At 65.4% G+C, this 14,197-nt stretch carries 15 protein-coding genes and 3 tRNA genes; 14 read left to right on the forward strand and 4 right to left on the reverse strand.

Going from position 1 to position 14,197, the window contains the following annotated elements:
• Positions 1-13 precede the first annotated feature (13 nt).
• The 4 genes from DOM41_RS06295 to DOM41_RS06310 all read left to right on the forward strand — a co-directional run bounded on the left by DOM41_RS06295 (position 14) and on the right by DOM41_RS06310 (position 1,650).
• Positions 14-89, forward strand: a tRNA-Lys gene (locus tag DOM41_RS06295).
• A 21-nt stretch (positions 90-110) separates the two neighbouring features.
• Positions 111-186 (forward strand) — tRNA-Lys (locus tag DOM41_RS06300).
• A 60-nt stretch (positions 187-246) separates the two neighbouring features.
• A tRNA-Lys gene (locus tag DOM41_RS06305) sits at positions 247-322 on the forward strand.
• Between the two features lie 149 nt (positions 323-471).
• Positions 472-1,650, forward strand: a complete 1,179-nt coding sequence (locus DOM41_RS06310; protein ID WP_157956872.1) for a serine hydrolase domain-containing protein — start codon at positions 472-474, stop codon at positions 1,648-1,650.
• Between the two features lie 31 nt (positions 1,651-1,681).
• Here the strand turns inward: DOM41_RS06310 and DOM41_RS06315 are convergent, their stop codons facing one another.
• A complete protein-coding gene (locus tag DOM41_RS06315) occupies positions 1,682-3,163 on the reverse strand; it encodes a M48 family metalloprotease (RefSeq protein ID WP_110685988.1) in 1,482 nt (493 codons plus the stop codon).
• 196 nt (positions 3,164-3,359) lie between these two features.
• On the opposite strand from DOM41_RS06315, the gene DOM41_RS06320 reads away from it, so the two are divergent.
• Positions 3,360-3,662 (forward strand): sulfurtransferase TusA family protein, encoded by a 303-nt coding sequence (locus tag DOM41_RS06320; RefSeq protein ID WP_110685989.1) that lies wholly within the window; start codon positions 3,360-3,362, stop codon positions 3,660-3,662.
• On the forward strand, positions 3,659-4,741 hold the full coding sequence (locus DOM41_RS06325; RefSeq protein WP_110685990.1) for an AI-2E family transporter: 1,083 nt from the start codon (positions 3,659-3,661) through the stop codon (positions 4,739-4,741). Before DOM41_RS06320 ends, DOM41_RS06325 begins: the two co-directional genes overlap by 4 nt.
• Before the next feature lie 69 nt (positions 4,742-4,810).
• Here DOM41_RS06325 and DOM41_RS06330 read toward each other — a convergent pair whose 3' ends face one another.
• Positions 4,811-5,281 (reverse strand): peroxiredoxin, encoded by a 471-nt coding sequence (locus DOM41_RS06330; protein WP_110685991.1) that lies wholly within the window; start codon positions 5,279-5,281, stop codon positions 4,811-4,813.
• A gap of 345 nt (positions 5,282-5,626) precedes the next feature.
• Here DOM41_RS06330 and dapA point away from each other — a divergent pair, with 345 nt between their 5' ends.
• The 4 genes from dapA (at position 5,627) to purC (ending at position 9,297) form a co-directional block, all read left to right on the forward strand.
• Complete coding sequence (dapA, locus tag DOM41_RS06335) at positions 5,627-6,511, forward strand: 4-hydroxy-tetrahydrodipicolinate synthase (protein WP_110685992.1); 885 nt, start codon at positions 5,627-5,629, stop codon at positions 6,509-6,511.
• A 160-nt stretch (positions 6,512-6,671) separates the two neighbouring features.
• Entirely contained in the window at positions 6,672-7,646 is a 975-nt protein-coding gene (locus DOM41_RS06340; protein WP_110685993.1) for an outer membrane protein assembly factor BamC, read from the forward strand.
• Entirely contained in the window at positions 7,646-8,476 is an 831-nt protein-coding gene (locus DOM41_RS06345; protein ID WP_110685994.1) for an MBL fold metallo-hydrolase, read from the forward strand. Before DOM41_RS06340 ends, DOM41_RS06345 begins: the two co-directional genes overlap by 1 nt.
• A 107-nt stretch (positions 8,477-8,583) precedes the next feature.
• Entirely contained in the window at positions 8,584-9,297 is a 714-nt protein-coding gene (purC, locus tag DOM41_RS06350; protein ID WP_110685995.1) for a phosphoribosylaminoimidazolesuccinocarboxamide synthase, read from the forward strand.
• A 110-nt stretch (positions 9,298-9,407) separates the two neighbouring features.
• Here purC and DOM41_RS06355 read toward each other — a convergent pair whose 3' ends face one another.
• On the reverse strand, positions 9,408-9,974 hold the full coding sequence (locus DOM41_RS06355; protein ID WP_110685996.1) for a peptidylprolyl isomerase: 567 nt from the start codon (positions 9,972-9,974) through the stop codon (positions 9,408-9,410).
• Between the two features lie 48 nt (positions 9,975-10,022).
• Positions 10,023-10,817: a tRNA (N6-threonylcarbamoyladenosine(37)-N6)-methyltransferase TrmO gene (gene tsaA / locus DOM41_RS06360; RefSeq protein WP_110685997.1), complete on the reverse strand. Its 795-nt coding sequence runs from the start codon at positions 10,815-10,817 to the stop codon at positions 10,023-10,025.
• Positions 10,818-10,945: 128 nt separating this feature from the next.
• On the opposite strand from tsaA, the gene DOM41_RS06365 reads away from it, so the two are divergent.
• The 4 genes from DOM41_RS06365 to DOM41_RS06380 all read left to right on the forward strand — a co-directional run bounded on the left by DOM41_RS06365 (position 10,946) and on the right by DOM41_RS06380 (position 14,196).
• Positions 10,946-11,506, forward strand: coding sequence for a cupin (locus DOM41_RS06365; RefSeq protein ID WP_110685998.1), 561 nt, complete (start codon positions 10,946-10,948; stop codon positions 11,504-11,506).
• 189 nt (positions 11,507-11,695) lie between these two features.
• Positions 11,696-12,196 carry a GNAT family N-acetyltransferase gene (locus tag DOM41_RS06370; protein ID WP_110685999.1) on the forward strand — a complete coding sequence of 167 codons (501 nt, stop codon included), beginning with the start codon at positions 11,696-11,698 and terminating at the stop codon, positions 12,194-12,196.
• A gap of 233 nt (positions 12,197-12,429) precedes the next feature.
• A complete protein-coding gene (locus tag DOM41_RS06375; RefSeq protein ID WP_110686000.1) occupies positions 12,430-13,479 on the forward strand; it encodes a homocysteine S-methyltransferase family protein in 1,050 nt (349 codons plus the stop codon).
• Between the two features lie 141 nt (positions 13,480-13,620).
• Positions 13,621-14,196, forward strand: coding sequence for a winged helix-turn-helix transcriptional regulator (locus DOM41_RS06380; RefSeq protein WP_110686001.1), 576 nt, complete (start codon positions 13,621-13,623; stop codon positions 14,194-14,196).
• Position 14,197: the final 1 nt, after the last annotated feature.

Genomic DNA, 14,197 nt, shown 5'->3' on the forward strand with positions numbered 1-14,197 from the left:
GCGCAGTCGGAAGGGGTCGTTAGCTCAGTTGGTAGAGCAGTTGGCTTTTAACCAATTGGTCGTAGGTTCGAATCCTACACGACCCACCACTTTCCGACGGGTCGCTCGATGGGTCGTTAGCTCAGTTGGTAGAGCAGTTGGCTTTTAACCAATTGGTCGTAGGTTCGAATCCTACACGACCCACCATCGACTCCCCATCTCGCCGTCATGGCATCGATTCGGCATCCCTTGTCGATCGCACCTTCAGGGTCGTTAGCTCAGTTGGTAGAGCAGTTGGCTTTTAACCAATTGGTCGTAGGTTCGAATCCTACACGACCCACCATTTTGACCTCCTGTTTTCTCCCGGATGGCTGCCTGTCCGTCTGATGTCTCTGTATGAATCGTTCCGTTGGTTGCCGGTCTGCAACTGATGCGCTGGGTCAGGCGTGGCGGGTGTGATAAGGATTGATGATCACCTCAGGGAGAACGAGCATGTCAGAGCGTGCATCATCGACGCCCTACCGCCACGCGCACGAGCCCATTGGCGATGTCGGCGACGCCTATTCCGGTCGGCTGACGCCGGATCTGGCCGTTAATACCTACCGCAATATCGATCGTCTCTTTCCCTCGCGAGTGATCCCGGCCGGCGACGCCGTACGCGCCTTGCCCCCGGCGCCGGCGGATCTCGGCGACCTCTGCCTGCGTGCGGGGGGCAACGACTACGACCTCTTCGACTATCTGGCACTGAACAGCGTCACGGGCTTGCTGGTGCTGCAGCGCGGGCGCGTGCGCTACGAGACCTACCAGCGCGGCAACGCCCCCGATACGCGCTGGATGTCGATGTCGCTGGCCAAGTCGGTCACCTCGACGCTTGCCGGCATGGCCATTCGCGATGGCCTGATCGCGGAGGGACTGGCCGCCCGGGTGGGCGACTATGTGCCGGCACTGGCCGAAAGCGACTATGCGGCGGTCTCGCTGCGCGATCTGCTGATGATGGCTTCCGGTGTCGGCTGGGACGAGACCTACACCGATCCTGACTCCGATCGGCGGGCGCTACTGCAGGCGCAGCGCGCTCAGCGCCCCGGGGCGACGATGGCGGTGATGGCGGGGCTACGCCGGGTGGCGGCCGCGGGGACGGTCCACAACTACAGCACCGGTGAGACCCAGATTCTCGCTGAAGTGGTCCGCGGCGCGGTCGGCGGCTCGCTGAGCGACTATCTCTCGGCGAAGCTGTGGCGCCCCTACGGCATGGAGAGCGATGCTACCTGGTGGATCGAATCGCCGGGTGGCGTCGAGATTGGCGGCAGCGGGATCGCCGCGACGCTGCGTGACTACGCGCGCTTCGGCCAATTCATGCTCGAGGGCGGGGTGGTGCAAGGGCAACCGACGCTACCCGAGGGCTGGATCGCGGCGGCGACGCGACCGACGCAGCTGGCCGGCGGAGAGACGCTCGACTACGGCTACATGTGGTGGACCGGTTGGACCGAGGCGTCGCGGCGGGACGGCGCCTACACGGCGCGCGGTATCCACGGTCAGTACGTCTATATCAATCCGGCGCGGGAGCTGGTGATCGTGCAGCATGCCGCCGCCCCGAAGCCGAAGTTCCGGATGGTGATCGAGCCGATGACGTTTTTCGATGCCATCGCGGCCCGCCTTGACGAGGCCACCTGAGCGGCCTCATCCGCTTGCCGCTCAGCGCGGATCAGAAATTCCGCATCGTCTCTCGATAGCCGAGAAAATCCTCGCGCCGGCGCTCGATGCGCCCGGCCATGGCGTAATCGTTCTCGCGCTTGGCGGCATCGCGAGCCGAGTCGAGCTGGCGAATCGCCGTGTCGATGCGGCCTTCGAGCTGAAGCTGCTCGGCGCGGGCGAGCTGCCCCCAGGCGTCGCGACCGCTGCGCCCGGCCGCCTCGGCGAGCAGGCCGAAGACGTTGGGGTTCTCCGGGTAGGCTTCGCTCATTCCGCGCAGGACATCGAAGGCACGATCCGGCGCCAGCTGCAAAAGCGCCTCTGCCTGCACCCACTCGGCGGGGTAGTAGCTCGGCGACACTCTGAGCACGCGCCGGGCGCGCTCGAGCGCCTCCTCGCGGCGATCGGCGGCGTAGGCGATTTCGGCAGCGGTGGTGGGAATCAGTGACAGATCCGGATACTCCCGCGTCAGCGCATCGAGACTCGCCAGCGCGTCGTCGTAGTGGTTCTGCGCCGCTGCCGTCAGCGCCTGCAGGTAGCGCACCGCAGCGGCGGGCGGATGGTCCTGCATCAGCACGGTCATCGCCTGCGCCGGTGTTTCCCGGTTGAGCATCAACAGCGCCCGCGCTCGAACCATGTCGTAGGTCGGATCGTCGCGGGGTGGCGGGGAGGCGAGCTGGTCGGCGCGGGCCTGGGTATCGCTGATTCGGGATTCGGTGATCGGGTGGGTCAGCAGGAATTCCGGCGGGTTGCCACCCTGGAGGGCGGCGAGCTTCTGTAGCGAACGGAACATCTCCGGCATGGCCTGCGGATCGTAGCCGGCCTTGGCCATGGCATTGATCCCGACGCGATCGGCCTCCTGCTCGAAACGCCGCGAGTAGGCGAGCTGGTCCTGCATGAAGGCGGCCTGGGAGCCCATCATCGCGGCGATACCGGCACTGCCGCCGCCGCCCGCGGCGAGCACCATGCCGGCGAGCATGGCGGCCATGGTCGGCAGCTGGGTCTGCTCGACTCGCTCCATGCGCCGGGCATAGTGGCGCTGGGCGAGGTGGCCGAGCTCGTGAGCCAGCACCGAGGCGAATTCGCCCTCCTTGGGTGCCGAGGCAAAGAGGCCGGCATTGACGCCGACGATACCGCCCGGGACGGCGAAGGCGTTGAGCAAACGGCTCTGCACCAGCGTGACGACGAGACGCTCGTTGGCACCGCTGTAGGGCTGCAGTTTGGCCAGCATCGAGCGCACATAGGTCTCGGCGATCGGATCCTGCCACTGGTCCGTCTGCGCTCGGAACTGGCGCAGCCAGGCGCGGCCGAGGCGATACTCGTCGCCAGTGGTGACCGAGGCGCTGGTGCTGCCGAGATCCGGGAGCTGGTAGGTCGACTGCGCCTCGGCGAGCGGTACGCCGGGGCCGAGCACCAGCGCCAGCGCGGCACCCGTCGTCCAGCGCCTCGCGAGACGCGTGCGGCGTCGCAAAAAACTCAGGGCTCGTGGCGTCATGAGCGTTCTCGTCTGCGGGCGGATGAAAGCGACGCAGGCCTTTGTAGGGTTTGCGTTATCATGCTTTGCATCGCAGTCTGCCGCAGTCGCCTGTACGAGTCGACGCCTTGCGCGACGCGGCCGTCGACTCGCGGGTCAGGAGGCCCGGGAGTTCGACCTTCGACGACCAGGATCGCCACGCCAATCAGGAAGTGCCATGTCTTACGCGCCCGATGAACGCTCCCACCCTTCGGCATCGTCCCCGATCAACGCCGGCGAGCCGGACGCGCGCCTCGATGCCACCGGCCTCGATTGCCCGCTGCCGCTGCTCAAAGCCAAACAGGCACTCGCCAGCCTGCCCGACGGCGGCGTGCTCGAGGTGATCGCCACCGACCCCGGTTCGTGGCGCGATTTCGAGAGTTTCGCGGCTCACAGCCGCCATGAGCTCCTCGAGCGCACCGACGAGGCGGGTCGCTATCGCTATCGGCTGCTCAAGGTCGCCAATGAGGAGCGCTCATGAGTTTGAAGCGTGCCGTTCAGCGCTGGTTCGAGCGCTATCTGTCGGACGAGGAGGCGATCGTGCTGCTGGCGCTACTGGTCGGCGGTTGCCTGTTGGTGATCTGGCTCGGCCAGGCGCTGGCGCCGTTTTTCACGGCACTGGTGGTGGCCTTTCTGCTGCAGGGCGTGGTGACCTGGCTCGAGCGGCGGGGGTTACCGCGTCTACTGGCCGTGGGGCTCGTCTTCTTGCTCTTCGTCGGCGCGCTGCTGGCACTCTGTCTGATCGTACTGCCACTGGTGTGGAATCAGCTCGTCGAGCTGGTGCGCGTGGCGCCCAGCATGTTCGACAGCTCCCAGCGCTGGCTTGGCGAGATGCAGCAGCAGTATCCGACCATCGTCACACCGGACCAGATACAGGGCTGGATCGCCACGGCCGGGCGCCAGGCCTCGCAGCTCGGCCAGCAGGCGGTGACGCTGTCGCTGGCCTCGCTCGGCAGCGTGATGGCGGTAATCATCTATCTGGTGCTGGTGCCGATTCTGGTGTTCTTTCTGCTCAAGGATCGGGACCGGCTGGCCGCCTTTATGCTCTCGATGCTGCCACGCAAACGGACGTTGATGACGCGAATCTGGCTCGAGATGGATGACCAGATCGCCAACTACGTTCGCGGCAAGGCGATCGAGATCACGATCGTCGGCAGTGTCGCCTTCACCACGTTCTGGGCGTTCGGCCTGCCCTACGCGGCACTGCTGGCGCTGATCGTCGGGTTGTCGGTGCTCGTCCCCTATATTGGCGCCGCGGTGGCCACGCTGCCTGTGGCCGCCGTGGCGGGGTTCCACTTCGGCATGAGCGAGCAGTTCTTCTACGTGCTGGTCGCCTACGCCATCCTGCAGGCACTCGACGGGAATGTGCTGGTGCCGATCCTGTTCTCTGAGGCGGTCAACCTGCACCCGGTGTCGATCATCGTGGCGGTGCTGTTCTTCGGCGGGATCTGGGGGTTCTGGGGGATCTTCTTCGCCATTCCGCTGGCGACGCTGATCAAGGCGCTGGTCACAGCGTGGCCACGGGGCGAGCGCGTGGTGGAGCGACTCGAGACGCCCTGATTGTCTCGGCGTCTCGGCCGTCGACAGCCTCATATCGGCTGTCGACGGGGACGCTGCTGGGATCGGGCGTCAGGCGTTGAGCTCGCGCGCCGCTGTCAGCACCTCGTCGACGTGGCCCGGAACCTTCACGCCACGCCACTCTTGAGCGAGGCGGCCCTCCGCGTCGATCAGGAAGGTGCTGCGCTCGATGCCCAGGTGTTCCTTGCCGTAGAGCTTCTTGAGCTTGATGACGTCGAACTGGCGGCAGACGGCCTCGTCACGGTCCGAGATCAGCTCGAACGGATAGCCCTGCTTGGCCTTGAAGTTCTCGTGGGACTTGATGCCGTCCCGCGAGACACCCACCACGACGGTATTGGCCGCGGCGAAGGCCTCGATGTTGTCGCGGAAGTCGCCGCCTTCGGTGGTGCAGCCCGGCGTGCTGTCCTTGGGATAGAAATAGATCACGACCTGCTGGCCGCGCAGCGCATCGAGCTCAAACGGCGCGCCGCCGGTCGCCTCGGCGGTAAAGTTTTCGACGGGTTCTCCAACGCTGACTGGCATGTTGACTCTCCAAAACGGTCGATAGGGTAGGGCATCGTCTCATCGCACGCGGATGCCCTTGGCGCACGATACCCGATACCGTGGCACGATGCGGCGTCAGCGACGACCACCCCGCTCGCGCCGGGGCTTGGCTGTACACGCCACAGTTGCCTGAGTACCATCTGGGGTTTGCAGAAGTCGGGCCCGCGGCTGGGCTGTTGGCGCACACCGCTTCGGCTATCGTGCCGGTCACCTCGCATCAGGCAAGGCCTGCTTAGGCAGGTCGTATCAGTCGGCGCGTACGAGCCCGCGTCAGACGCGGTGCACGGCGCTGAGCCAAATCGGTTTAAGGGAGAGAACGGCAAGATGATCACAGGCAGCATCGTCGCGTTGGCGACACCGATGAACGCCGGTGGCGAGATCGATTGGGAAGCGCTGCGGCGTCTAGTGAACTTCCATCTCGAGCACGGCACCGACGCAATCGTCGCCGCGGGCACGACCGGCGAGCCCACCACCATGTCGTTCGCGGAGCACTTCGACGTGATCCGCACGGTGGTCGAGGAGGTCAACGGCCGCATTCCCGTCATTGCCGGCACCGGTGCCAACAACACCGCCGAAGCGGTCGAGCTGGTGCGCTACGCCAGCGACGTTGGCGCGGACTACTGCCTGTCGGTTGCGCCCTACTACAACAAGCCGACCCAGGAAGGCTTGTATCGCCACTTCAAGGCGGTTGCCGAGGCCAGCGAGCTGCCGATCATTCTCTACAACGTGCCCGGCCGCACCGGCTCGGACATTTACAACGAGACAGTCTTTCGCCTTGCCGAACTCGAGCGCATCGTCGGTTTGAAGGATGCCACCGGCAATCTCGAGCGCGCCGAAGAGTTGATCGATCGCCTCAAGGGCAGCGATTTCGCGCTCTACTCCGGCGACGACCCGACGGCCTGCGACTTCATGCTGATGGGCGGCCATGGCGACATTTCGGTCTCCGCCAACGTCGTCCCGCGGGCCATGCACGAGCTCTGCGTCGCCGCGACCGCCGGCCAACGTGACAGGGCACACCAGATCAACGCGCGATTGGCCTCGCTGCATACGGCACTCGGCATCGAAGCCAATCCGATTCCAGTCAAGTGGGCACTCAACCGCATGGGTTACGCGGGCGAGGGCATCCGTCTGCCGTTGACCTGGCTCTCCGAGCGCTACCACGGCAACGTGGGTGAAGCGCTTCAGCTGGCGGGCGTCGAACCGACGTGAGTCCAGGCGGTCAGACGTTCGGGGCCCCGCAGGGAGGGGCGCCCGGGCGCGTGGCACTGAAACCTCGTCGAGTTGCGAACCGCGCCATCATCGAGACGCGCTCCCCAGGGGCGCGTCGCTCCGTATTGAAGAATCGCCCGTATCGAAGAAAGGTGGATGCATGAAGCCCATCCTCAAGTGGATGCCCCTGATGTTGTGCTCGTCCGTTGCACTGAGCGGCTGCGGTCTGTTCCAGAGCGGTTACTACTACGATCGCAACGATGAGTACCGCAATGCCGAAATGAGCGAGCCGCTGCAGCTGCCGGATTCGCAGAACGCGATCCGCTATCAGGATTCGATGCCGGTGCCGCAGGCCGACAGCGACTTCATGGCTTCCGAAGCCGATCCCGATGCGCCGCGCCCCGCGCCGCTGGCGGCCAGTGGCAGCAGCGACCAACCCTTCGCCGAGATGCGTAAGGCGGGCAGCGAGAGCTGGCTGCTGGTGAGCGCCGCGCCGGCGAGCGTGTGGCCGCGGCTGCAGGGCTTCGTCGCCGATCACGGCGTCGAGACCACCGCCATCGACCCGGCCAGCGGACGCATCGACACCCCGCAAGGGAGCCTGAGCGTGCGTCAGGGCCTGCGCGGCGGAACCAGCGAGGTTCGCTGTGACGTCGGTGCCAGCGCCCAGTGCCTGAGCGCGGTCAAGGCGTATCTGGAAGCCGGTGGCGATACGGATACCGGCGTCTCTCTCGCCGCTCAGCCGCTGGATCAGAGCGAGCGCATCAAACTGCAGAATCGCGGCGATAGCTGGCAGCTGGCCCTGGCGCTGGATGGTGAACGCGCCTGGTCGGAGATTCTCTATCAGCTGCAGAACGCCTTCGACGCCGATCGGCTGACGCTGGTCGATCAGAACCGCAGCGCCGGGCAGTTCTACGTCGACTATCGCGATCGTGACGCGAGCGCCGGCAGCTGGGGCGGCTGGGCCAATCCGGTGAACTGGTTCGGCGAGGATGCCGCGCCGGCTACGCGCTATCGGCTGCAGCTCCAGTCTCAGGCGGACTCGACGACCGTCGGGGTCGAAGATCCCGACGGCGGTCAGGTACCCGCCAGTGCGTCACGCGATCTGCTCGACGCGATCGCGGCAACGCTGCGCTGATGCCGTCAGCGTCGGCGGCAGAGCGCCAGGGGAGCGGTGCGCCCTTCGGACCCGAGGCGTCCCCGGGGCTCTATTTCGCTTCTCTGGGCAGCGGCAGCAAAGGCAATGCCACGCTGGTCAGCGACGGCGAGACGCTGGTGCTGGTGGACTGCGGGTTTCGCCTGCGCGACGCCGAGCGTCGTCTGGCGGCGCTCGGCGTGCATCCGCGTCAGCTGTCGGCGATTCTTGTCACCCACGAGCACAGCGACCACATCACCGGCGTCGGACCGATGGCCCGGCGCTATGCCATTCCGGTTCATCTCAGCGCCGGTAGCTGGTTCAGCGGTCGACTGGGCGCGCTGGACGCGTACACGCTGATCACGCCGCAGGCGCGCTTTGCCATCGGCGGTCTCGAGATCGACCCGGTCACCGTGCCCCACGATGCCCGCGAGCCGATCCAGTTCCGCTTTCGGGCGCACGATCGCCATGTCGGTGTGCTGACCGATCTTGGCCACCCCACGGCGCACGTGATCGAGGCGTTTCGCGGTTGCGACGCGCTCTTTCTCGAGTGCAATCACGATCCGCGAATGCTCGCCGAGGGACCCTATCCTGCGCATCTCAAACGCCGGGTCGCGGGTCGCTGGGGGCATCTTGCCAACGCGCAGGCGGCAGCGCTGCTCCAGCATCTCGGGCTCGACCGGCTTCAGCGGATTGTCTGTTCGCACCTCTCGGAGCAGAATAATCATCCCGATCTGGCTCGCGAGGCGCTCATGCCGCTGCTCGATGGCGATGCCTCTCGGCTGATGATCTCGGCACAGAACCAGGGAACCGACTGGCAGCGGGTCGCCTGAGCGGTCTCGGCCGTCACCTGCCTGCGGTATCCGATATTTCCACCCTCATCAAGAATCAGGCGCCCGTCTTCTCCATCGATTCACGGGCGCGACGCGGAGACAGCTGCATGCAAAAACGCGATCTTCTCTATGCCGGCAAGGCCAAGTCGGTCTATCTGAGCGACGACCCGCAGCGGCTGGTGCTGCACTTCCGCGACGACACCAGCGCCTTCGACGGCAAGAAGAAGGAGGCGCTCGAGCGTAAGGGGCTGGTCAACAACCGCTTCAATGCCTTCGTCATGGACAAGTTGACCCAGGCGGGCATCCCGACGCACTTCGAGACATTGCTCTCGGATACCGAGTGCGTGGTGAAGAAGCTCGAAATGATTCCGGTCGAGTGCGTGGTGCGCAACGTGGCAGCGGGCGGCCTGGTCCGCCGGCTCGGGGTCGAGGAGGGGATCGCGCTGACACCGCCTACCTTCGAACTCTTTCTCAAGAACGACGAGAAGGGCGATCCGATGATCAACGAGTCGCTCGCCGAGACCTTTGGCTGGGCGACTCCCGAGCAGCTGGCGACGATGAAGTCGCTCACCTTTCGCGTCAACGACGTGCTCAAGCAGCTCTTTCTCGACGGCGACATGCTGCTGGTGGACTACAAGCTCGAGTTCGGCGTGTTCGATGGCGAGATCGTGCTCGGCGACGAATTCTCCCCGGATGGCTGCCGGCTATGGGACGCCAACACCCGCGAGAAGATGGACAAGGATCGTTTCCGCCAGGGCCTCGGTGGCGTCATCGAAGCCTACGAAGAGGTGGGGCGCCGGATCGGCATGACCTTCGACTGAGGCGAGCTCGGCGGTAACCACCGCGCCAGTCGCCAGCAAGAAAAAAGCCCGACGGTCGCAACCGTCGGGCTTTGTCGTTTCTGGCGTGCCGAGTGCCAGCGGAGGGCGCTTCAGTCGACGCGTTCCGCTCCCTCAATCGTGATCGGTTGGCGGGGGACATTCGCGTGGGGGCCCTGGCGGCCGGTCGGGGTCTCGGCGATGGCGTCGACGACGTCCATGCCCGAGACCACGTGACCAAAGACGGTGTAGCCCGGGTTGTAGAGATCGCGATAGTTGAGCGCGTCGTTGTCGACCAGATTGACGAAGAACTGGCTGGTCGCCGAGTCCGGATTGGCCGTGCGTGCCATGGCGATGGTGCCGCGGCGGTTGTCGAGGCCACTCTTCTCGAGCGGAATCGGCGCGTGAGTCTCCTTTCTCGTCAGCTCGGCGTCCATGCCGCCGCCCTGGATCATGAAGCCGGGCATCACCCGGTGAAACACCGTGCCGGCATAGAAACCTTCATCGACGTAGCGCAGGAAGTTGTCGACCGTGGCCGGCGCGGCCTCGGCGTCGAGCGCAACCTCGATGTTCCCCTGGCTTGTCTCGAGGCGGACATGGGGCGAGGCGTCATCGGCAAGCGCCGGCAGCGACAGCGCCGCGAGCACGGAGAGAGAGAGCAGGATCGTCGGCATTCGCATCGAGAAGCTCCAGAGGATGGGCGAAGAGCGCCAAGCCTAGCCGGATCGTCAGGGTGTGACCAGATCCCGGGGCTCGACCGCGAACACCTCGAGCCAGGCGCCCACCTCACTCGCCACCGCCCGAAAGCGCACGTTGACGTCGCGCAGGCAGACGCCGTAATCGCGCGTCGCCGTCGGATCGCTGGCGTGGTAGGCCGGCCGCGGGTCCTGGGCCAGCACCTCTTCGATCAACTGGCGCAGCGCGTCACCGTCAGCGCGCTGCGCAAGCTGCACCATCGCCGATTCGGTGAACGCCACCGGCGTCACTGTCGGCGGCGTCGGCGCGAAGCCGGCGCGGGCATCGCCCCGCGCCTCCGCCCACGGCAGGTAGGGCTTGATGTCGAGAATCGGCGTGGCGTCGCTGAGATCGTGGCTTCGCAGATGGAGCTTCACCCGACTTCGGTGTCCGGCCAGTCGTGAGCCGGCGATCGGCGTGTCGCTCGGCGTCGGCTTGCGGCTGGTCTCGACGCGCTCGAGTGTCACCAGGGACAGACCGAGCCGATTGGGGCGATGGGTGGCGCGACTGGCGAAGACACCGATTCGGCGATTGCCGCCCAGTCGCGGCGGGCGGACGCGAGTCGACCAGCGCTCGGGGCTGCGGTCAAAGACAAACTGCAGCCAGAGATGCTCGAAGTCCTCGAGGCCGGAGACGGCCATCGGATCGTCGTACGCGTCGGCGAGATAAAGGATTGCCCGAGCCGACGGCGCCAGACCGGGCTGACGCGGGATGCCGAACTTGTCGGGGTAGTCGCTCGCGAGATGACCGATCGTCGAGAGCGTGAAGCTTGTATCCAGAGAGGGCATGGGAATCGGCGTTCTGGAGGTGAAATTCGGCAACGGTGCCATACTGCAGGGACACGTGAGCCAGGGTGAGACGGGCCGTTCATCGTCTCGCATCATACGGACTCACAGATGCCACGGAGAGGTGTTGGATGAGTTTTTTACACGTATATCACGAAGCGGACGGCGATCAGCCGCTGCTGACCACGCAGGACCCCTACCGCATCTCGCTGGAGATGAGCACCATCGAGGTCTACTTCGACCGGCGTGAATTGACGCCACTGCCCGTGGGTGCCGATCGACAGGAACTGATGGTCCTGCATCACGATGTCGCTACCGAGGTGCTGCGGCTGAGTGGCCGTGCCCACTGCGATCTGCGGGGCATGAGCCCGCGTTATCCGGATCTCGAACTGCGGCGTGAGCTGCTGTTCACCGAGTCCGCAGACGACGAGGAGAGCTGGCATCTCTTCCTGCGCGGACAGGCGATCTTCTATCTGCACGTGAACAGTCGCGTCTATGTCGTCGGCTGCGACCGTGGCGATCTGATCTCGGTCCCCGCGGGGCTGCCGCACTGGCTCGATATCGGTCCCGAGCCGGATTTCCTGCTGCTGACGATGAGCAACGCGCTGGCGCAGAATTCGATCGTCACGGCGAGCGAGATCGCCACGCGCTTTCCACGCTTCGAAAAGCTGATAGAAGACGCCGCCGCCTGACGCCGAATCGCGTCGCAAGACCGCCTGGCTGCCGGAGTCGGCTGGCCCCGTCATGCCTTGTTTAGTGCGTCATCGAGCGCCAAGATGGCGGCGCGATCGACACCACGCCAGTGATCGAGCCAGAGGCGCATTCTGTGAGTGGGGGTCGGGACCGGCAAGCCAGCCGGCCGAACTGCGAGGAGAGAGAGCATGATCGAGCGGACGCGTTTTCGAGAAGCCCTGCCGCGCGACGCCGCGGACCAGGCAGAAGTCTTCCACCATGCCGTCATGGAGGGCGCCTCGTCCCACTACACCCTGGCCCAGCGTGAAGCGTGGGCGGCGGCGCTACCGCGAACCGCCGAGGCGTGGATGGCCCGCCAGGCGCTCTATCCGACGCTGGTGGCGGAGTGCGACGGTCACTGCGTCGGCTTCTGTGAGCGTGACGCCACGCAGCATCATGTCGAGACACTGTACGTCTGGCCGTCGGTGGCACGTCAGGGTATCGGTGCCCGGCTGCTCGCGCTCACGCTGGAGGCGTTTCGCCACGCCGGCGCTCGCGAGGTCTCCATCGAGGCGAGTCTGGTCCTCGCGCCAAGCCTGGAGAGTCAGGGCTGGGTACGCCAGGGACAGAGCTGGGTGGAACGACACGGTGAGCGCCTCGACCGGGTTCGGTTGCACCAGGCGCTCGATGTCGCCGCGTCGGCGTCATGAACGCGAGTTGGAAGCGCCCTTTGTCGGTCCTCATCCGGCGTGGTGACATCGCCGTCGATGACGACTCGAGCCTGCCATCGCGTGCCCAGGATGCCGGTCAGGCGCTGTGACGTGTCCATCCTGTCTGGCATGAGCGACGTTCATGTTGAGTGCCGAATCGTTCATTAGTATTAATGGCGAAAGGGCTGCCAGAATGCGTTTCACCGACCCCGACATCGCGAAGGCACTGACTCATGGCAAACGATCTGATCACCCAGCGGCTCGACCAGGGCCCTCTTATCTGCGCCGAAGGCTTTCTCTTCGAGCTCGAGCGCCGCGGCTATCTCTCGGCCGGTGAGTTCGTGCCCGAGGTGGCGCTACTGCGTCCGGATGCTCTGGAAGCGCTGCATCGGGATTTCCAGCACGCCGGGTCGGACATCGTGCAGGCGTTCACCTATAACGGCCATCGCGAAAAAATGCGGGTGATCGGCAAAGAGGAGCTGCTGGAGCCCTTGAACCGCGCCGCACTCAGGATTGCGCGCAAGGTCGCCGACGAGCAGCCGGGTAACCTAGTGGCCGGTAATATCTCCAACAGCAACGTCTGGGATCCCGAAGATCCGGCATCGCAGCAGAGTGTGCGCGCGATGTTCGACGAGATGGTGCAGTGGGCGGTCGAGGAGGGTGCCGATTTCATCATCGGTGAAACGTTCTACTATGCCGGCGAGGCGCAGGCGGCGCTGGAAGCGATCAAGGCGAAGGGGCTGCCCGCTGTCATCACGCTGGCGCCAATGGCCGGAAACGCCATGGTCGACGGCCCCGGTATCGTCGAGACCTGCGTCGCCCTCGAGAAAAACGGCGCCAGCGTGGTCGGACTGAACTGCTTCCGGGGACCGGATACCATGCTGCCGTGGATTCAGCAGGTCCGGGAGGCGGTCTCCTGTCACGTGGCGGCGCTACCGGTGACCTACCGTACCACCGAGCAGGAGCCAACATTCTTCAACCTCTCCGATACGCACCACTGCAGCTGCCCATCGCCGCATGGGCGGCCGTTCCCCACCGCGCTGGATCCGCTGTTCTGCAACCGCTATGAACTCGGTGCCTTCGCTCGCGAGGTGTATGAAGGCGGGGTCAACTATATCGGTGTCTGTTGCGGCGCCTCGCCGATGCACATACGTGAAGTCGCCATGGCCGTGGGGCGTGAACCGGAAGCCGCACGCTTTGCCGAGCGCATGGAGAATCACTTCATGTATGGCTCGCATGACCGCCTGCCGAAACACATCGCCGCGCTGGGCGAGAAGGCCTGACGCAGCGTTCGTCGAGCGCAGAGGCTGGGCGCGAAGGCCTGACGCAGCGTTCGTCGAGCGCAGAGGCTGGGCGCAACGGTAGCGCGTCCAGCCGGCCCGAACTTTCCCTCGTAACCGAATTCCGGTAAAGTCGCTTTCATTATGAAAGTAAGCGATGACCCCGAGCTTTGCCCCATCGCGCGTGCCCTGCACTGCGTGGGTGACAGCTGGACGCTATTGATTCTGCGTGATGCCTTTCAGGGCGCCACGCGCTTCGATACGTTTCAGCGTGATCTGGGCATCGCCTCCAACATGCTGACGCGGCGTCTCGAGCGCATGGTCGCCAACGGCCTGCTCGAGAAATTCCGCTATCAGGATCGGCCGGCGCGCTTCGAGTACCGATTGACGCTGGCGGGCCGGGAGCTGCTCCCGGTTCTCCTCACGCTCTATCGCTGGGGCGAGCTGCATCGCCCGATCTCCCAGCAGGGGCTCCAACTGGTTGACCGCGATACCCGGGCGCCTATTGCGCCGGTCGTTGTCGACGCCCGGTCCGGCGACGCGCTGACGCTGTCGCGTCTCACGCTATGCCCGGGGCCGGACGCCACGCCAGCCATGCATCGACGCGCCGAGCGCATGCAATCGATGCGCGCGCACACCACCCCGAATTCCGCCGAGACCGACGCGGCCGCCCCTGCCGAGGGCGCCGACGCGGCCAGGCGCACGATCAACGACCGATAAG

This window comes from Salinicola aestuarinus (assembly GCF_003206645.1).
GTDB classification, from domain to species: Bacteria; Pseudomonadota; Gammaproteobacteria; order Pseudomonadales; family Halomonadaceae; genus Salinicola; species Salinicola aestuarinus.